18 protein-coding genes are annotated in these 19,211 nt (G+C 64.6%); 7 read left to right on the top strand and 11 right to left on the bottom strand.

Translation table 11 applies throughout. The annotated features are described in order from the left end of the window. Positions 1-91 precede the first annotated feature (91 nt). The 5 genes from ACNPP0_RS21620 to ACNPP0_RS21600 form a co-directional block, all read right to left on the bottom strand. Entirely contained in the window at positions 92-592 is a 501-nt protein-coding gene (locus ACNPP0_RS21620) for a Dps family protein (protein ID WP_046804920.1), read from the bottom strand. 210 nt (positions 593-802) lie between these two features. Then, the gene (locus tag ACNPP0_RS21615) at positions 803-1,753 is read right to left on the bottom strand and encodes a LysR substrate-binding domain-containing protein (RefSeq protein ID WP_046804921.1); all 951 of its coding nucleotides are present in this window, start codon (positions 1,751-1,753) and stop codon (positions 803-805) included. A gap of 81 nt (positions 1,754-1,834) precedes the next feature. Continuing rightward, positions 1,835-3,925, bottom strand: coding sequence for an ATP-dependent DNA helicase RecG (recG, locus tag ACNPP0_RS21610; RefSeq protein ID WP_448706957.1), 2,091 nt, complete (start codon positions 3,923-3,925; stop codon positions 1,835-1,837). 39 nt (positions 3,926-3,964) lie between these two features. Next, positions 3,965-4,351 carry a Rid family detoxifying hydrolase gene (locus tag ACNPP0_RS21605; RefSeq protein WP_046804923.1) on the bottom strand — a complete coding sequence of 129 codons (387 nt, stop codon included), beginning with the start codon at positions 4,349-4,351 and terminating at the stop codon, positions 3,965-3,967. A gap of 109 nt (positions 4,352-4,460) precedes the next feature. After that, positions 4,461-5,375: a LysR family transcriptional regulator gene (locus ACNPP0_RS21600; protein ID WP_448706956.1), complete on the bottom strand. Its 915-nt coding sequence runs from the start codon at positions 5,373-5,375 to the stop codon at positions 4,461-4,463. Positions 5,376-5,471: 96 nt separating this feature from the next. Between ACNPP0_RS21600 and ACNPP0_RS21595 the strand changes: the two genes are divergently transcribed. Genes ACNPP0_RS21595 through ACNPP0_RS21585 form a run of 3 tightly spaced genes read left to right on the top strand, consistent with a single transcriptional unit; the run spans position 5,472 to position 8,221 of the window. Continuing rightward, entirely contained in the window at positions 5,472-6,830 is a 1,359-nt protein-coding gene (locus tag ACNPP0_RS21595; RefSeq protein WP_448706955.1) for an acyclic terpene utilization AtuA family protein, read from the top strand. Next, entirely contained in the window at positions 6,827-7,213 is a 387-nt protein-coding gene (locus tag ACNPP0_RS21590; protein WP_332608074.1) for an AtuA-related protein, read from the top strand. The genes ACNPP0_RS21595 and ACNPP0_RS21590 overlap by 4 nt, the downstream gene beginning before the upstream one ends. A 42-nt stretch (positions 7,214-7,255) precedes the next feature. Beyond that, complete coding sequence (locus ACNPP0_RS21585) at positions 7,256-8,221, top strand: Bug family tripartite tricarboxylate transporter substrate binding protein (protein ID WP_332608073.1); 966 nt, start codon at positions 7,256-7,258, stop codon at positions 8,219-8,221. A gap of 79 nt (positions 8,222-8,300) precedes the next feature. On the opposite strand, the gene ACNPP0_RS21580 is transcribed toward ACNPP0_RS21585, so the two are convergent. Beyond that, positions 8,301-9,077, bottom strand: coding sequence for a ferredoxin--NADP reductase (locus ACNPP0_RS21580; protein WP_006219651.1), 777 nt, complete (start codon positions 9,075-9,077; stop codon positions 8,301-8,303). Between the two features lie 263 nt (positions 9,078-9,340). Between ACNPP0_RS21580 and ACNPP0_RS21575 the strand changes: the two genes are divergently transcribed. The 3 genes from ACNPP0_RS21575 to ACNPP0_RS21565 all read left to right on the top strand — a co-directional run bounded on the left by ACNPP0_RS21575 (position 9,341) and on the right by ACNPP0_RS21565 (position 12,950). Beyond that, positions 9,341-10,384, top strand: a complete 1,044-nt coding sequence (locus ACNPP0_RS21575) for a Fe(3+) ABC transporter substrate-binding protein (RefSeq protein WP_332608072.1) — start codon at positions 9,341-9,343, stop codon at positions 10,382-10,384. A gap of 113 nt (positions 10,385-10,497) precedes the next feature. Next, a complete protein-coding gene (locus ACNPP0_RS21570; RefSeq protein ID WP_448706954.1) occupies positions 10,498-12,168 on the top strand; it encodes an ABC transporter permease in 1,671 nt (556 codons plus the stop codon). Between the two features lie 5 nt (positions 12,169-12,173). After that, a complete protein-coding gene (locus ACNPP0_RS21565) occupies positions 12,174-12,950 on the top strand; it encodes an ABC transporter ATP-binding protein (RefSeq protein ID WP_448706952.1) in 777 nt (258 codons plus the stop codon). 87 nt (positions 12,951-13,037) lie between these two features. Here the strand turns inward: ACNPP0_RS21565 and ACNPP0_RS21560 are convergent, their stop codons facing one another. From ACNPP0_RS21560 to ACNPP0_RS21550, 3 genes are all read right to left on the bottom strand, one after another. Further along, entirely contained in the window at positions 13,038-14,015 is a 978-nt protein-coding gene (locus ACNPP0_RS21560; RefSeq protein ID WP_448706951.1) for a Bug family tripartite tricarboxylate transporter substrate binding protein, read from the bottom strand. A 180-nt stretch (positions 14,016-14,195) separates the two neighbouring features. Continuing rightward, positions 14,196-15,101, bottom strand: coding sequence for a pirin family protein (locus ACNPP0_RS21555; RefSeq protein WP_332608069.1), 906 nt, complete (start codon positions 15,099-15,101; stop codon positions 14,196-14,198). A gap of 102 nt (positions 15,102-15,203) precedes the next feature. Further along, positions 15,204-15,902 (bottom strand): pirin family protein, encoded by a 699-nt coding sequence (locus ACNPP0_RS21550; protein WP_046804933.1) that lies wholly within the window; start codon positions 15,900-15,902, stop codon positions 15,204-15,206. A gap of 178 nt (positions 15,903-16,080) precedes the next feature. Between ACNPP0_RS21550 and ACNPP0_RS21545 the strand changes: the two genes are divergently transcribed. Then, positions 16,081-16,995 (top strand): LysR family transcriptional regulator, encoded by a 915-nt coding sequence (locus ACNPP0_RS21545; RefSeq protein WP_332608068.1) that lies wholly within the window; start codon positions 16,081-16,083, stop codon positions 16,993-16,995. A 79-nt stretch (positions 16,996-17,074) separates the two neighbouring features. Here ACNPP0_RS21545 and ntrC read toward each other — a convergent pair whose 3' ends face one another. Then, on the bottom strand, positions 17,075-18,577 hold the full coding sequence (gene ntrC / locus ACNPP0_RS21540) for a nitrogen regulation protein NR(I) (protein WP_332608067.1): 1,503 nt from the start codon (positions 18,575-18,577) through the stop codon (positions 17,075-17,077). Further along, on the bottom strand, positions 18,577-19,211 hold a 635-nt coding region (locus tag ACNPP0_RS21535; protein ID WP_448706950.1), incomplete at its 5' end, for a two-component system sensor histidine kinase NtrB. The genes ntrC and ACNPP0_RS21535, both read right to left, overlap by 1 nt.

Genomic DNA, 19,211 nt, shown 5'->3' with positions numbered 1-19,211 from the left:
GCGCCCGTTTCTGGTCCCGATTCGGCTCTTGTCGGATTCGCTGGACGGCTGTGTCCGTCCGATCAAATCCCCAAGAGATCCGATGTGGAGCTTACTGCAGCAAGCTCCGCAGCATCCATGCATTCTTTTCATGCACATCCAGACGCTGCGTCAGCAGATCAGCCGTGGGCTGGTCGTTAGCCGCATCGGCTTTCTCAAACGCCGAACGTGCCGTCTTGGCGACCGACTCATTGCCGCTGACCAGCAAGCGCACCATTTCCAGCGCTTCCGGCACGGTTTCCGGTTCGGCAATCGACGACAGCTTCGAATATTCGCGGTACGTGCCCGGCGCGTAGTGGCCCAGGGCGCGGATGCGTTCGGCGATGCTGTCCAGCGCGGTCCACTCTTCCGTGTACTGCGTCATGAACATCTGGTGCAGCGTGTTGAACATGGGCCCCGTGACGTTCCAGTGGAAGTTGTGCGTCATCAGGTACAGCGTGTACGAGTCGGCCAGCAGCTTGGACAATTCGCCGGCGACGGCCGCGCGGTCCTTGTCCGAAATGCCGATGTTGATGCGCGGAACGCTCGGGGTCTTCTTGGGGGACTTGGCCATTGCTAGCTCCTATTAGGAAAAGTACGAAAGAAGGATACCACTGCAAAGATGATGAAATGGCGGGCAACCCGCATAAAGCAAGGGCTCGCGGGCCGCCGCTTTGACCCTGCGCAAACGTGCCGCAAGAGGCCGCGGACGGCGCTACGGCGGCACGGCGGCACGGCGGTAAGGCGGTAACGCGGCGACGCGGGCACGGCGCCAGACAAAAGATCAGTCCTGCACCGCCGCCGCTTCGTCAGACAGCATCTTGACGCCCGGCAACTCGCATTCGTACACCGCTTGCGCCAAGGCTTCGATGGCGGCCAGGCGCGGGAAGCTCCGGCGCCATGCCAGGACGACGCGGCGCTCGGGCACGTGGCCGTCGAACGGAAGATAGCGCAGCAGGCTGTTGCTGGGCGGATGCTCGGGGACGGCGGTGATCGGCAACACGGTCACGCCGATGCCTGCGGCCACCATGTGGCGGATCGTCTCCAGCGACGAGCCCTCGAAGGTGCGTTGGATGCCGTCGCTGGCCGCCGAGAACCGTGACAGTTCCGGACAGACCTCCAGCACCTGGTCGCGAAAGCAATGGCCGCTGCCCAGCAGCAGCATGGTCTGCTGCTTCAGGTCCTGCGCGTCGATGGATTTTCTTTGCGCCAGTTCGTGGTCATTGGGCACCGCGACGATGAAGGGTTCGTCGTACAACGGCTGCATGACCAACCCGGCCTCGGGCAGCGGCAGCGCCATGATGGCGCAATCGATTTCGCCCTGGCGCAGCAGTTCCACCAGACGCACGGTGAAGTTCTCTTGCAGCAGCAATGGCATCTGCGGCGTGCGGCCGATTTGCACGGGGACGAGCTTGGGCAGCAAGTACGGGCCGATGGTATGGATCACGCCGACGCGCAACGGCCCGGCCAGCGGGTCGTGGCCTTGCCGCGCGATCTCTTTGATGCTGGCGCTTTCTTCCAGTACTTTCTGCGCCTGCGCGACGATGCGTTGGCCGATGGGGGTAACACCGACTTCGGCGCCGCCGCGTTCGAACAGCGTCACGCCCAGCTCGTCTTCCAGCTTGCGTATCGCAACCGACAGCGTCGGCTGGCTGACGAAACAGGCTTCGGCGGCCCGCCCGAAATGGCGTTCACGCGCAACGGCGACGATGTACTTGAGTTCGGTGAGAGTCATGGTGGACTGCGCCCCCGGAGTTACGCGCGGGCCTTAGGGCCGGCGCTTGAATGAGTCAGGTATAGGACGGGCCGCATCGCATCAGGTCCGCAGGAAGTCTTCGCGGCCGCGCATCCAGCGGGCCAGGTGCGCCTGGACGGCACCGGGATGCTCGGCGCGCAACCACACCGCGGCCTCACGCGCGTCTTCCGCGATAGAGGCATCGGTTTCCAGGTCGGCAAAGCGCAGCAGCGCCATGCCCGATTGGCGCGTGCCCAGGAATTCGCCGGGGCCGCGCTGTTCCAGGTCGCGTCGGGCAATTTCAAAGCCGTCGGACGTCTCGAACATGGCACGCAGACGTTCGCGCGCAACCTGGGACAACGGGGTCTGGTACAGCAGCACACAGACCGATTCAGCGGTGCCGCGCCCTACCCGCCCGCGCAGCTGGTGCAGCTGCGCCAGCCCGAAACGTTCGGCGTGTTCAATGACCATCAACGAGGCGTTGGGCACGTCCACGCCCACTTCGATGACGGTGGTGGCGACAAGCAGGTCCACTTCGCCTTCGCGAAATGCCTGCATGACGGCGGCCTTTTCCGCTTGCGGCAAGCGGCCGTGAACCAGGCCGATGCGCAAATCGGGAAGGTCGACCCGCATGCCTTCGTAGGTGTCCACGGCGGTTTGCAATTCCAGCGCTTCGCTTTCTTCGACAAGCGGACACACCCAATACACTTGTTGGCCGCCGCGAGCCGCCTGGGCGACGTGGGCGATGACTTCTTCGCGCCGCGCGTCCGACACCAGCTTGGTCAACACGGGGGTGCGGCCGGGGGGAAGTTCGTCGATGACGGACACGTCCAGGTCTGCAAAGAACGTCATGGCCAGCGTGCGCGGAATGGGCGTGGCGCTCATGTTGAGCTGGTGCGGCACGATGCGGCCGCGCACGGTTTCGCCCTTTTTGGTCAGGGCCAGGCGTTGCCCCACGCCAAAGCGATGCTGCTCGTCAACGATAGACAGACCCAGCCGATGAAATTCAACGTGGTCTTGAATAATGGCCTGGGTGCCGACGACCAGTTGCACGCTGCCGTCAGCCGCGGCGGCGGCGGCTTCGCGGCGCGCCTTGGCCGTAAGGCTGCCACTAAGCCACGCGACGTTCACCCCCAACGGCTGCAACCACGACACCAGCTTGTGGAAGTGCTGCTCGGCCAGGATTTCTGTGGGGGCCATCAGCGCAACCTGCGCCCCGCCCGCGATGGCCTGCGCGGCGGCAATGGCGGCGACGACGGTTTTGCCGCTGCCCACGTCGCCTTGCAGCAGGCGGTGCATGGGATAGGGCTTGGCCAGATCGGCCGAAATTTCCTGCACCACGCGCTTTTGGGCGGCGGTCAGTTTGAAAGGCAGATTCGCGTACAGCTTGGCGACCAGGCCGCCCGGCTCATTGCGCACGGGCAGCGATTCCGCTTCCTTGATGCGGCGGGCCGCGCGCGCGGCGGCCAGCGACAGCTGCTGCGCCAGCAGTTCATCGAACTTGATGCGCCGCCACGCGGGATGCACGCGGTCCAGCAGCGCCTGTTCCGATTCGCCTTGCGCGGGGGTGTGCAGCGCACGAATGGCGGGCTCGAACGGCGGCAGATCGTAGCGTTCAAGCGCTTCGGGCGGCAAGGTGTCGGACAGGTCGGCGCGGTCCAGCGCCTGGGCGATGGCGCGACGCAACGTCAGTTGCGGCAGGCCTTCGGTGGTGGGATACACGGGCGTCAGTGCCGTGGGCAACGGCGCGTCGGCATTGGTCATGCGCGGGTGCACCATCTGGCGCCCGAACAGATTGCTGCGCACTTCGCCCCGGGCGCGCAGGCGCTTGCCCACGCTGATCTGCTTTTGCTGGCTGGGGTAGAAGTTCAGCCAGCGCAATTGAATTTCGCCAGTCTCGTCCGCCAGCGTGGCGGTAAGTTGGCGCCGAGGCCGGTACTGGACCTCGGACTTAGTGATCTCGCCTTCAACCTGCCCGGCATAACCGGGCCGCAAGGCGCTGATGGGGACAACGCGGGTTTCGTCTTCGTAGCGCAGTGGCAGATGCAGCACGAAGTCCTCGGGCAGCACCAAACCCAGATTCCGAAGCTTGCGTTCGGTATCCGTCATCGGTTTGCCGGCGCCGTTTTTATCGGCGCCGGTTCGCTTGGAAGCCACGGCCGCGGCCGGCATCAAGAAACGAACCCCTGGGATGCAGCGTACGGGTGCGCCTTACAGAACCATGATGGCTTCGACTTCAAACTGCGCGCCCTTGGGCAGGCTGGCCACGCCAATGGTCGAGCGTGCCGGGAACGGCTGCGGAATGATCTCGGCCATGATGGAATTGGCGGCGGTGAATTTGCCCAGGTCGGTCAGGAACAAGGTCAGCTTGACGACGTTGTCCAGCGTACCGCCGGCCTCGGTGATGACGGCCTGCATGTTGGCAAAGGCCTGACGCACTTGCGCGTCGAAGTTCTCAGAGACCAGATCGCCCGTGCCCGGCTCCAGGCCGATCTGGCCCGACAAGTAGACAGTCTTGGTGCCGGTAACGGCAACCGCTTGCGAGTAAGGGCCAACGGCGGCGGGCGCTGCGTCGGTATGGATGATTTGCTTGCTCATGGGCGGAATCCTTCGGTTGACGGATAGAAAGCTACAACTATCGAAGTTTATCCAGCAATAGACATTTGCGAAAGTGGCCGGATGACGCAGGCAGGGACGAAATCCGGTTTCATGCGGACGGCTGATGGCCCGCCCCGCCGATATCGCCTCGATGCGCGATGAGCAAGTCGGCTAGCGCTTGCGCCGCAACCGACAGGCTGCGGCCGCGGCGCTGCACCAGGTACAGCGGCCGGGTCAACGCGCGACCGGCCAGCGGCACCACGCGCAAGTCATTGCTGGCAAAGTGAAAAAGCGTCATGGCCGGCACAACGGATACCCCCAGGCCGGCGCGCACCAGGCCGGTCACGGTGGCCAGATGCTCTACTTCAAACACCGGCAAGGGCGCGTCGGCACCGAACGCTTCGTCCAGATGTTTGCGCACACTGCTGCCGCGCGCAAGCTGGATGACGGGAAATTTTGCGATATCCCGCAGCCGGACACGGGGCTGGGCCGCCAGCGGGTGGTCTGCCCGGCACACCAAAAAGTAGCGATCGGCATGCAGGAATTCGCTGTCCAGATCGGTCATGTCGGCACGCCGCGACGCCAGGGCGAAATCCACCTGCCCGCTTTGCACCATGTCCAGGCACGGGTCCAGCAAGGCATCGCGCAGATCCACCACGATACCGGGGTGCGCTAGCCCAAAACGCGCCAGCAAGCCCGGCAACCAGCCCGCCGCCAGCGACGGCAGCGCGGCCAACGCCACCCGGCCGCGTCGACGCGCGGCATGGTCGCGCATGTCTTCCATGACCAGGTCCATGTCCGCCAGCAGGCGGCGGGCAGAAGCGTCCAGCACCCGCCCTTCGGCGGTCAATTCAACGTGGCGGGTATTGCGGTCGAACAGCCGCAGGCCGGCGCTGTCTTCCAGCTGCCGGATCAGGGCGCTGAACGCCGGCTGCGTCAGGTGGCAGCGCTGGGCTGCGCGCGTGAAATGGCGTTCGTCGGCCAAGGCGACAAACGCGCGCAGCTGGCGGGCAGATAGATTCATGGGCTTTCTCTATCAATTGATCCGATTTTTCTATTTTACTGATGATGGGCGCATGCCTATAGTGGCTTGAAATCGCAAGGCCCGACTGGACCCCCTATGCCTCAATCTCCCCTGCTTATCGGCTGCGCCTCTGGCTTTTCCGGTGACCGCAGCGACGGCGCCGCCGCCGTTGTGCGCACGCTGGCCGCCCAGGGCGGCGGCACACTGATCTTCGAAACGCTGGCCGAGCGCACGCTGGCGCTGGCGCAACTGGCGCGCAATGACGACCCGAATCGCGGCTACGAGCCGCTGCTGGACGAACTGGTGTCGCCCGTGTTGGCCGACTGCCTGCGCCACGGCATCAACATCGTCAGCAACTTTGGCGCGGCCAACCCGGAAGCCGCTGCCCGGCGCATTGCCACCATTGCGCGCGAACAGGGCCTGCCCACGCCGCGCATCGCGGTCGTCTACGGCGATGCGTTGAACACGCCGGAACAACGTGCGCTGCTGCAAGAACGGTTGGGCGACGCGCTGGCGGGACACGATGTCGTCAGCGCCACCGCCTATCTGGGCGCCACCGAAATCGCCCAAGCGTTGGTGGCCGGGGCCCAGATCGTCGTGGCGGGCCGCGTGGCGGACCCTTCGTTGACGCTGGGCCCCGCCCTGGCCCACTTCGGCTGGGACGCGGCGGACTGGCCCCGGCTGGGTCGCGCCACCATGGCCGGCCACATGCTGGAATGCGGCTTGCAAGTGACGGGCGGCTATTTCTGCGTGCCCGGTTTGAAAGAAGTGCCCGACGTGCACGCGGCGGGCTTTCCGATTGCCCAGATCCATGCCGACGGCGAATTCGTCATCAGCAAGGCGGACGGCACGGGCGGAGCGGTGGACGCCCGCACGGTAAAGGAACAACTGCTGTACGAAGTCCACGACCCGGCGCGTTACCTGACGCCTGATGTGGTGGCGGACTTAAGTCAGGCACGCGTTGTGGAACTGGGCGGCAACCGCGTCGCCGTGCAAGGCATTACCGGGCACGCCCGCCCGGACGAGCTCAAGGTCAACGTCTGCTACCGAGGCGGCTGGTTGGCCGAAGCCGAGATTTCCTACGCGGGCGTGCAAGCGGAAGCGCGCGCGCGCCTGGCTGCGGACATCGTGCAGAAACGGCTTGGATCCGGCTTTACGCTGCGCGCCGACCTGATCGGCGCAATCAGCATCCTGGGCGATGACGCCGGTGAAATGCGGCGCTCGCTGCCCGATTCGCACGCGCGCGACGTGCGCCTGCGCCTGGCCGGCGAACACGCCGATCGCGCCCAAGCCGAACGCATCCTGCGCGAAGTGACCGCGCTGTACACCTGCGGCCCGGCCGGCGGCGGGGGGGTGCGCACCGCGTTGCGTCCGCGTCTGAACATGGTGTCTTGCACCATTGCCCGCGATGCCGTGCACAGCGGCTGGACATTTCTGGAGACCATCGCGCCATGACCACATCCCCCATGCAGGCCGTGCCGCTGTACCGCCTGGCCCATAGCCGTTCGGGCGACAAGGGCGACATCTCAAACCTGAGCCTGATCGCCTGGGACCCGGAATGCTACGACGTGCTGGTGTCCCAGGTGACCGACGCGCGCGTGGCCGAGTGGTTTGCGTATCGCCACCCCGCCCGCGTCACGCGCTATCTGCTGCCGACACTGCACGCCATGAATTTCGTGCTGGAAGGCGTGCTGGACGGCGGTGTAAACGATGCCCTGAACCTGGACACGCACGGCAAGAGCCTGTCCTTCCGATTACTGGACCTGACGGTGGAGGTCAGCCCTGAACTGGCACGCCGGCTGCCAGACGTACCCGGTGACCGCCCCGCGGCCGCCTGATTTTTCCATCCCTTATAAAAAAAGCACCCCAGGAGACACAACATGCGAATTTCATCAAAGGGCCGTCTGGCCTTGTTGCTGGCCGCCGCCCTGCCCTTGACCGCGCTGGCCCAGTCGTTCCCCACCAAGCCGATCACGTTCATCGTGCCCTTCGCGGCCGGCAGCGCCACGGACCAGATCGGCCGTGCAATCGGCCAGGGTGTCACCGAGCAGACCGGTCAGGCGGTCGTCATTGAAAACAAGCCGGGCGCCAGCGCTATGATTGGCGCCGCGGCGGGCGCGCGGGCCGCGCCTGACGGCTATACGGTGCTGATCACCACCAACACCACCCACGCCGCCAACGAACACCTGTACAAATCGCTGACCTACCAGCCGGTCAAGGACTTTGCCCCGATCTCGTTGTTAGGCAAAGGCGGCCAGATCATGGTGGTGAACCCGAATTCGCAGGCCAAGACCGTGGCCGACTTCCTGGCGCAAGCGAAGAAGTCGCCGGGCAAGCTGAGTTTCGGCAGCGGCAGCTCCAGCAGCCGGATCGCGGGCGAACTGTTGCAGCAAATGGCGGGCGTGCAGCTGCTGCATGTGCCGTACAAGAGCAACCCGCTGGCGGTCACTGACCTGCTGGGCGGCCAGATCGACATGATGATCACCGACACCGCTACCGGCCTGCCGCAGGTCAAGTCGGGTAAATTGCGCGCCCTGGGCGTGACGGGCACTGCGCGCTCGCCGCTGGCGCCCGACGTGCCGACGATTGCCGAAGCCGGTGTGCCGGGTTACGAAATGGGCTATTGGTTCGCCGCCTATGCGCCGGCGGGCACGCCGCCCGATGTCGTCAAGCGTCTGAATGAATTGCTGGTCAAGGCCACCAAGACCAAGCCGGCGCAGCAGTTCTACGCGCAGACGGGCACGGACGCCGCCACGTCCACGCCGGACGAACTGGCCACGTTCCAGCAAGCCGAATCGAAGAAATGGGGCGACATCATCAAGAAGGCCGGCATTCAGCCGGAATGATCCCCGCCGTTTCCGCCCGACGAGCATAAAAAAGCCCCATCGCATGCGATGGGGCTTTTTACTACCGCAAGACGGTGACTTATTTGTCCACGAATGCGCGTTCGACTACGTAGTCGCCCGGCTGGCCCACGCCCGGCGACACGGTGAAGCCGCGCTTGTCCAGCATGGCGCTGATGTCGGCCAACATATGCGGGCTACCGCAGATCATGGCGCGATCGGTTTCCGGGTTGATCTGGGGGATGCCGATGTCATCGCACAGTTTGCCGTTTTCCATCAGTTCGGTGATGCGGCCCTGGTTGCGGAACGGCTCGCGCGTAACGGTGGGGTAGTACACCAGCTTTTCGCGCACGACATCGCCGAAGAATTCATTGTTCGGCAGCTCTTTCTCGATGAAGTCGGCGTAGGCCAGTTCACTGACCCAACGCACGCCATGCACCAGGATGACCTTGTCGAAGCGTTCGTAGATGTCGGGGTCTTTGATGATGCTCATGAACGGCGCCAGGCCGGTGCCCGTACCAAACAGGAACAGATGCTTGCCGGGCTTCAGGTCGTCGACGACCAGAGTGCCAACCGGCTTGCGGCTGACCAGGATGGTGTCGCCTTCTTTCAGATGCTGCAGCCGCGAAGTCAGCGGGCCGTTTTGCACCTTGATGCTGAGAAATTCCAGGTTTTCTTCGTAGTTGGCGCTGGCGATACTGTAGGCACGCAGCAGCGGCTTGCCTTCAACTTCCAGGCCGATCATGACGAAGTGGCCGTTGTGGAACCGCAAGGCCGCGTCACGCGTGGTAGTGAAGGAGAACAGGGTGTCGTTCCAGTGGTGCACGCTAAGTACGCGCTCTGTGTTGAAAGCAGCCATGTCGGAATTCGCTTATTAGGGTTGACCCTATTCTACAGGTCTTATTGGGAACTTGTCTCATTATTCCGTAATACGCTTATGACGTATTGATAGGAATCAAGGCTGGAACAGTGGCCGCTTACGAAAAGTTGAACGCGTCTTTGCTTCCTGTTATTGTCGCGTTCTCAGTTGATAATCATTTTCGTTAGCAGACTGTTTTAAGCAGCGGAAAGGCTTGCAAGACCCTGCCCTTTCCGTTGCAGCCCTAGCCGGAGTTTCCCGACATGACCAAGCGTCCCCAATTGAATTCGCTGCTGCGCGCCCTGGCGCTGGCCGGCGCCGCCGCCTTCACCGTATCGGCCAACGCCGCGGAAGAAGTCAGCTTGTATACCACCCGGGAACCCAAGCTGATCCAACCGTTGCTGGACGCCTTTACCAAGGAAAGCGGCATCAAGGTCAACACGGTATTCGTCAAGGACGGCCTGCTGGAACGCGTCAAGGCTGAAGGCGCCAAGTCGCCCGCCGACGTACTGATGACCGTGGACATCGGCAACCTGCTGGACCTGGTTGATGGCGGCGTGACGCAGGCCGTCAAGTCGCAGACGCTGGAGTCGGTGATCCCCGCTAACCTGCGCGGCGCCGACGGCAAATGGTACGCCCTGTCGCTGCGCGACCGCGTGCTGTACGTGGAAAAGGACCTGAAGCTGGAATCCTTCCGCTACGAAGATCTGGCCGACCCGAAGTGGAAGGGCAAAGTCTGCATCCGTTCGGGCCAGCACCCCTACAACACCGCCATGGTCGCTTCCATGATCGCGCATGACGGAGCCGAAGCCACTGAAAAATGGCTGCGTGGCGTCAAGGCCAACCTGGCCCGCAAGGCGGCCGGCGGCGACCGCGACGTGGCGCGCGACATCCTGGGCGGCATTTGCGATATCGGCCTGGCCAACGCCTACTACGTCGGCCACATGAAGAATGCCGAGCCCGGCACCGACGCCCGCAAATGGGGCGACGCCATCAAGGTCATCCGCCCCACGTTCGCCAACGAAAAAAGCGGTGGCACGCACGTGAACGTCAGCGGCGCCGCCGTGGCCGCGCACGCGCCCAACAAGGCCAACGCCATCAAGCTGCTGGACTTCCTGGTTTCCGAACCCGCCCAGGCGCTGTATGCCCAGGCCAACTATGAATACCCCGTGCGCAAGGGCGTGAAGCTGGACCCGGTCATCGCCAGCTTTGGCGAATTGAAGGTGGATCCCCTGCCCCTGACCGAAATTGCCAAGCATCGCAAGCAAGCCAGCGAATTGGTCGACAAGGTCGGCTTCGACAACTGATCCCTTGATGGCCGCATGACGCCACAAGCGTCCGGCGGCCATCGAACAGTATTGGGCCTGTTTCCTTTTTTGAAGGGAACAGGCCTTGCCATTGATGCCATCAACGTTGAAGCATGCACACTGAATCTTTGCCCCGGCCGATGCGTCTGCGCTGGACTGAACGCGGCGCCGGCTGGCTGGCGGGCGCGGGCCTGATCGCCCTGGCCGTGCTGGCCCCCGTGCTGACGCTGGGCTGGTGGGCGCTGGGTGGGGAACTTTCGCACTGGCAGCATCTGGCCAGCTACGTGCTGCCGCAGGCGCTTGCCAACACGGCCATTCTGCTTGCCGGGGTGGGCGTGGTCGTTACGCTGTTGGGCACCGGCGCCGCCTGGCTGGTGACCGCTTACGACTTTCCCACGCGCCGCGTCCTGACCTGGGCGCTGCTGCTGCCGCTGGCGGTGCCTACCTACATCATCGCGTTCGCCTACCTGGATCTGCTGCACCCCATTGGCCCCGTCCAGACTGCCATCCGCGCGCTGCTGGGATATGACAGCCCGCGCCAGTTTCGGCTGCCGGACCTGCGTTCCATCTATGGCGCGATTTTCGTGCTGGGCTTCGTGCTGTACCCCTACGTCTACCTCAGCACCCGCGTAATGTTCATGACGCAGGCGGCCAGCCTGCTGGAGGCCGCGCGCACCCTGGGCGCCGGCCGCATCGCCGTCTTCTGCCGCGTGGCCTTGCCGCTGGCGCGCCCCGCCATCGTGGTAGGCGTGAGCCTGGCGCTGCTGGAAACGCTGAACGACATCGGCGCCTCAGAATTCCTGGGCGTGCAAACTTTGACCGTCTCGGTCTACACCACCTGGGTCACCCGTTCCGACCTGGCCGGCGCGGCGCAGATCGCGCTGACCATGCTGGCCATCGTGATCGGCCTGATCCTGCTGGAACGACACGGCCGCAAGCGCCAGCGTTATGCCAACACGCAGCGCATGCGCCCGATGCAACCGCGCCGCCTGCGCGGCCCGGCCGCCGCCGTGGCCACGCTGCTGGGGTGGATACCCGTGGTGCTGGGTTTTGTTGCGCCTGCGCTTTACCTGATCGTGGAAACCTACAAGCGCCTGGACCAGGTTGGCGGCGTATCGGACCAGCTCATTAACGGCCTGTCGAACACGCTGATCGTGGCGTTCAGCGCCACCATCGTCACGTTGTTATGCGGCTTGATCGTGGCTTGGGCGGGGCGCACCCTGCGCGAAAGCGCCGGGTTCAACCCCGGCCGCGCCTGCGCGCGCATTGCGAGCCTGGGCTACGCCGTACCAGGCACCGTGCTGGCCATTGGCCTGCTGACGCCGTTCGTCTGGATCGACACGGCGGTGGCCAAGGTATTTGGTGGAACGGGCCTGTTCCTGATGGGGTCCATGGCCGCGCTGGTGTGCGCGTACGTGATCCGCTTCCTGGCCATTTCCACCGGCGCGCTGGAAGCGGGACTTGCCCGCATTCCGCCTTCGCTGGAACAGGCCTCGCGCCTGTTGGGCGAGACATCCGGGGGCACGCTGCGCCGCGTGCACTTGCCGCTGCTGCGCCCCGCGCTGGCGGCCAGTGCGCTGCTGGTGTTCGTGGACGCCATGAAAGAGCTGCCCGCCACCCTGCTGCTGCGCCCCATGAATTTCGACACGCTGGCCACCTGGCTCTACGCCGAAGCCGCCCGTGGCACGTACGAGGAAGGCGCCGTCGCGGCGCTGGCGATCGTGCTGGCCGGCCTTCTGCCCGTCATCCTGCTGGCGCGCACCAATCTGAAAATGGGACATTGATCATCGTGCCCGATCTGCTAGAAATCGAACATCTTTCCCTGGCCTACGACACGCCCAAGGGCCTGAAACCCGTGGTGCAAGACCTGTCGCTGGGCCTGCCTGTGGGGCATATCGGCTGCCTGCTGGGTGAATCGGGTTGCGGCAAGACGACCGTGCTGCGCGCCATTGCCGGGTTTGAGCCGGTGCGCGCGGGGCGCATTCTGCTGGACGGCACGGTGATTTCGTCGGCCACCGAACAGGTTGCGCCCGAGCACCGGCGCGTGGGCATGATGTTCCAGGATTACGCCCTGTTCCCACATCTGACGGTCGCGCTGAATGTGGCGTTCGGCCTGCGCAAGCTGCCGCGAGCCGAGCGCGCGCGACGCGTCGAGGAAATGCTGGAACTGGTGGGCCTGGCGCACGCCGCCGCCAGCTACCCGCATGAAATCTCGGGCGGCCAGCAACAGCGCGTGGCGCTGGCGCGCGCGCTGGCGCCCTCGCCCGACCTGCTGCTGCTGGACGAGCCATTTTCAAACCTGGATGTGGATACGCGCGAACGCCTGGCGTTTGAAGTGCGCGACATCCTGAACACGACCGGCCACACGGCCATCCTCGTCACACACAACCAGGCCGAAGCCTTCGCTATTGCCGACCGCATCGGTGTCATGACCCAGGGCAGCATCGCGCAATGGGACACCCCATATAACCTGCACCATCAGCCCCGCAACGACTTCGTGCGCGACTTCATCCGCCGCGAAGCGTTGGAAGAACAGCGCGAGCAGGCTTTCGCCCGCGGGCGCTGATTTCCATCCCGCAATTCCATCCAGCATTTCCATCGCGCATTGCCATCGCGCATGCAGCGCGGCAGTGCTGGCCCCACCCGCCGGCGGTCAGTCCGCCGACAGCTTCACCTTTTGCGACAGCGCCTTGAACGATTCGTACTGGCTGGCGGTCAGGCGTTGCACTTCTTCCGGCGTGGATCCATAGGGCATGAATCCGGCCTGCTCAAGCTTGTCCTTCACTTCGGGCAAGGCCAGCGCCCACTGAAAGGCTTCGCTAAGCGCGCGCGTGGCTTCCGGCGACATGTTCGCCGGGCCGTACACCGCAAACCAGGGGTCAACCACCGCACCGGAATAACCGAGTTCGGCCAGCGTCGGCACGTCCGGCAACGCCGGCGCGCGCTTGCTGCCCGTGACCGCCAACGGGCGCACCTTGCCCGACGTGATGTGCGGCAACGACGCCGGCAGGTTGTCGAACATCACAGGCAAGTGCCCGCCCAGCAAATCGTTCAGCGCCTGCGCGCTGCCCTTGTACGGAATGTGCTGCATGCCCGCGCCGGTCAGCTGGTCGAACATCACACCGGCCAGATGCATGGACGTGCCCGTGCCCGGCGTGCCGAACGACGTGCCGGGATGTTGCTTGGCGTAGGCGACCAGATCCTTCACGCTGTCGACCTTCAAGGCGGGGCCGGTTTCCAGCACCACCGACGACGCGCCCAACATGCTGACGCCCGTGAAATCCTTGGTGGGATCGAACGGCATCTTCGGGTAGACGAAGGGGTTTAACGCGTTGGTGGAAATGGCGCCGAAACCGATCGTGTAGCCGTCGGGCGCGGCCTTGGCAACCGCGTCCATGCCGATATTGCCGCCCGCGCCGGGGCGGTTTTCAACAATGACGGGTTGCCCCAGTTTTTCGGCCACCTTCTGGCCCGCCGTGCGCGCCACCAAGTCGGTAGTGCCGCCGGCCGTGTACGGCACGATGAAGGTGATGGGCTTGGTCGGGTAGCCCGCGGCCAGCGCCACGGACGCGCCGTGCACCAGCGCCAGCGCGGCCACGCCGCGCACCAGATTGAATGTATGGCGATGCATGTGTCTCCATCCTGTTGTTATCAAAGATTGGAGGCGCATCATACTGCCGCGCAGGGCTTGCGCGGCAGGGGGGGCACGTCTATATATGCGGCGTCTATTTTCGGCGTCTATTTTCGGCGTCTATTCACGACAACGATTCGCGACAACGATTCGCGACGACCATTCCCGACGGCCATACGCTCAGGCCCGCGGTTCCGGCAGCGGGATGAATTCCGTCTCGTCGCCAGGCACGACCTGGTCGAAACGGGTGCGCTGCCAGTCCTGCTTGGCTTGCTCGATCCGGTCCTTGCTGCTGGAGACGAAGTTCCACCAGACATAGCGCGGACCATCCAGCGGTTCGCCGCCGATGACGGCAAAGCGGGCAGCCGTGATGGCGCGGATCTGCACCGGCCGGCCCGGCGCGAACACCACCAGCCGTCCGCTTTCAAACACCTGCCCGTCTACCTCGACCGTGCCTTGCGCCAGGTACGCCGCACGCTCTTCGTATTCGGCCGGCAGCACCGTCGTGGCGCCCGCCTGCAATTGCAGGTCGCCGTAGAACAGCGGCGACAGGGTCTTGACCGACGACGTCTTGCCAAACAGCGAGCCCGCCACCACTTGCGCACGCACGCCCTCGCCTTCGATCACGGGCTGGGCATCCAGGCCGTAGTGCGTGAACCCGGGGTCCGTTTCTTCGTACTTGGTGGGCAGGCCCACCCAGATTTGAAGGCCACAGAGGCGCTGCGGCGCCAGGCGCGCTTCGGGCGACGAACGCTCCGAGTGCACGATGCCGCGCCCTGCCGTCATCCAGTTCACTTCGCCAGGAAGAATGGTCTTGGTATTGCCCGCGCCGTCGCGGTGCACCATCGAGCCTTCATACAGATAGGTAACGGTAGACAAGCCAATATGCGGATGCGGCCGCACATCAATGCCCGAACCCACGTCGAAATCGGCGGGACCCATATGGTCCAGGAAAACAAACGGGCCAACCGTGCGACGCTGCGCCGACGGGATGGCGCGGCGAACGGAAAAACCGCCCAGATCAGAGGTGCGCGGCACGACGACGGTTTCGATCTGGCTTTCGCCGGCTTCAGACAAGGTGGACATGGTGCAGTACTCCGCATGAATAGGCCAAGGGCCATGTTAAGGCCCAGCGGCCTCGTCAAAACAATCGCCGGGCGGAATTCGTTTCCGCCCGGCGCTCTAGGCTTACGCCAGGTCAAACACCAGCACTTCGGCGTTCTTGCCGCCCGACAGCTCGACACGGGTTTCGTCCGTGATCGCCACGGCGTCGCCGCCCGACAGTTCAACGCCGTTGACCGTCACGCTGCCACGGGCCACGTGCACCCAGGCACGGCGGCCGGCCGCCAGTGTCAGCGTGGCCGATTCGTCGCCATCGAACAGGCCGCCGTAAAGGCGCGCGTCTTGATGGATCTTCATCGACCCGTCATCACCATCCGGCGACACCAGGGCTTGGAGGCGGCCACGCTTTTGCGCATCGCTGAACTCGCGCTCTTCATATTCCGGCGCAATGCCGGTGACGTTGGGCTCGATCCAGATTTGCAACATGTGCGTTTCGGCATCCGACAGCGGGTTGAACTCCGAGTGCATCACGCCACGCCCGGCGCTCATGCGCTGCACATTGCCCGGCTTGATGGTCGAGCCGCTGCCCATGCTGTCCTTGTGGGCGATGGCGCCGTCCAGCACATAGGTAATGATCTCCATGTCGCGATGCCCGTGGGTGCCGAAGCCGCGAGCGGCGGCGATGCGGTCATCGTTGATCACGCGCAGCGAGCCGAAGCCCATGTGGGCGGGATCGTAGTAGTTGGCGAAGGAAAAGGTGTGAAACGAATCCAGCCATCCGTGGTTGGCATGACCCCGTTCGTTAGCGCGGCGAATCGTAAGCATTGTGGACTCCTGTTTCAATAATATGAATGGTTGTAGGAATGCGGGCCTGGCTTCTTGCTGTTGCCTGTGTGCTGCATCCCTGGCATGAGTGATATTCTGCGCGCGCTGGAACCGCCGTTTGGCGCTATATTTTGACGAGATCATTCAATTTTTTTGAACGCCCCTGGCGATGCCCCCCATGCAACCCATCACCCCCGAACTGCTCATCCTGGTGGACGCTATTGCGCGTCACGGCAGCTTTGCCAAGGCGGCCCGCGAACTGGGCAAGGTGCCCTCGGCCGTCACCTATTCCATCCGCAAGCTGGAAGACGGGCTTGATGTGTTGCTGTTCGATCGTTCGGGGCACCGCGCGCTGCTGACGCCGGCCGGCGAGACGCTGCTGAAAGATGGCCGGCACGTGTTGCAGTCGCTTGATGACCTGGCGTGCCGCGTCAAACGCATTGCCACCGGTTGGGAAGTGGAACTGCGGATTGCGGTCAGCGCCGTGCTGCCCTGGCGGCCTTTGTATGACTTGATCGAGGAATTCCAGACGCTGGAAAGCGCGACGACGCTGCGTTTCTCAAGCGAGGTGCTAAGTGGAAACTGGGACGCCTTGACGTCGGGGCGCGCCGACCTGGTGATAGGCGCCGGCGCCAATGCCGAGCCCACCGGGCCGTATCGCTCGCAAGCCATCGGCACCACGCAGTTTGCGTTCTGCGTGGCCGCGCATCACCCGCTGGCGTCGTTGCCGCAGCCGCTTAGCCGCGCCGACATCACGCGATACTGCGCCGTGGTGGTTGCCGATACGTCGCGCAATCTGCCGCCGCAATCGCGCGGCATTCTGGCCGACCAACCCACGCTGGTGATGCCGTCGATGCAAGCCAAGATCGACGCGCAGGTGCGGGGGCTGGGTTGCGGCTACCTGCCGATGACGATGGCCGCGCCGTACCTGTCGCAAGGCTTGCTGGTGGTGTGCGACACCGATGAAGGGATGTCGCTGACCGAGCACGTGGCGTACGCCTGGCGCGCGGAAGCGCCGGGGGAAGCGCTGAAGTGGTGGTTGCAGAAGCTGAAGTCGCCGCGACTGTGCGAAAGCCTGCTGGGGCTGGGATAGCGGGTGAAGGGGTGAAGGGGTGAAGGGCAGGCGTCCACGCCAGACCACGCCACCTCACGCCCCGCCACGCCCCATCACATCACTCGTCTTCTATCCCCAGCTCGCGCAGTTTGCGGGTGATGGTGTTGCGGCCAATCCCCAGCCGCGAGGCCGCTTCCACGCGACGGCCACGGCTGGCGTCCAGCGCGCTTTGCAGCAGGATCTTTTCAAATTGGCGCGTCAGCGTCGCCATTACAGCGGGCTCGCCGCGCTCCAGGCGGTACTGCGCATCGCGCAGCAAGGAATCCTGCCAATTGCGCGGCGCGCCGTCGTCCGCGCCCTGCCCCTGGCCGGCCTGCACCACGGTGCCGATACCCGAGATGGGCGCGGCGGGACGCAACGGCGCCATCGCAGGTTGATGCTGCTGATGTTCCAGCGCGCGGATTTCCGGCGGAAGATCTTGCCGATCCACCGTCTGCCCCGGCGCCATCACGGTCAACCAATGGCAAAAGTTCTCTAGCTGGCGCACGTTGCCGGGAAAGTCGAACTTGGTCAGCACGGCCAAGGCGTCCGGCGTCAGACGCTTGACCGGCACGCCCAGCGTGCGGGCACTGGCGGTCAGGAAATGCTGGGCCAGCGCGGGGATGTCCTCCACGCGCTCGCGCAAAGGCGGCAGACGCAGGCGAATCACGTTCAGACGGTGAAACAAGTCTTCGCGGAACAAGCCCTGCTCAACCCGCTGCTCCAGCGGCTGGTGGGTCGCCGCCACGATACGCACGTCCACACGCACCGGCTGCGCGCCGCCCACGCGATAGAAACTGCCTTCGGCCAACACACGCAGCAATCGCGTCTGCAATTCGATCGGCATGTCGCCGATTTCATCCAGGAACAGCGTGCCGCCATGCGCTTCTTCAAAGCGGCCACGACGCAGATTGTTGGCGCCCGTGAAGGCGCCGCGCTCGTGCCCGAATAGTTCGGCTTCCAGCAGATCGCGCGGAATGGCCGCCGCGTTCAGCGCCACGAAGGGGCCGCTGGCGCGCACGCCGTGGCCATGCAGTGCACGCGCCACCAATTCCTTGCCCGTGCCCGACTCGCCGGTGATCAAGACCGTGACCTTGGACTGGGCCAGCCGGCCAATGGCGCGAAACACTTCCTGCATCGCGGTAGACGACGACTGGGTCATCATCCAGCGTTCGTTGTTCTGCGCGGACTCGCCCTGCCCTTCGGGCGTTTCGGGCTGCGCGGATTCCTGCATGGCGCGTTGAATCAGCGCCACCGCCTCGTTCACGTCGAACGGCTTGGCCAGGTAGTCAAACGCGCCGCCCTGGAAGGCGGACACGGTACTGTCCAGGTCGGCAAACGCGGTCATCACAATGACCGGCAGGCCGGGATGGCGTTCCTTCAGTTGGCGCAACAGCTCCAGGCCATTGCCGCCCGGCATGCGGATATCGGACACCAATGCGACGGGCGTTTCGCGCGACAGCGCTTCCAGCACGTCGGCCGATTGGGAAAAACTACGGGTGGGGACACCAGCGCGGGCCAGGGCCTTTTCAAGGACCCAGCGGATGGCCTGGTCGTCGTCGACGATCCATACGGGTTTCATCAGTGTGCGGGCTCCATCGGTAGGACCAGGCGAAACTCGGTACGCCCCGGTCGGGATTCAAATTCGATGATGCCGCCGTGCTGTTGCACGAAGTCCTGGGCCAGGCTCAAGCCCAGCCCGGTACCGCCGGCCCTGGCCGTGACCAGCGGGTGGAAAATGCGGTCACGGATGTGGTCCGGCACGCCGGGACCGTTGTCGATAATGGACAGCACCAACGCCAGCCGGTGCTGCCGATGGGCCAGCATGACCTGGCGGGCGACGCGAGTGCGCAGCGTGACCACGCCCGGCTCCGTCTGTGGCCCTTGCGGGCGGGCGACCAGCTCTTGTGCGGCATTGCGGGCCACGTTCAGCACCGCCTGCATCAAGCGGGCCGCATCGCCTTTCAAATCGGGCACCGACGCGTCGTAGTCACGCAGGATCGTCACGTCGTTGCGGAATTCGGCCTGGATCAGGGCGCAGACGCGCTCGCAGATTTCGTGGATGTTCACCGGCCGCGCATTAAGCGGCACACGCTGCGGGCCGCTCAAGCGGTCCACCAGCGCCTGCAAGCGGTCGGCTTCGGAAATGATGACTTGGGTGTATTCGGCCAGTGCCGCGCTAGGGAGCTCGGCTTCGAGCAGTTGCGCGGCGCCGC

Source organism: Achromobacter semiaridum, assembly GCF_053543755.1.
Note: the sequence above shows the minus strand (reverse complement) of the source record. Positions and strands in the feature narration are given on the sequence as shown.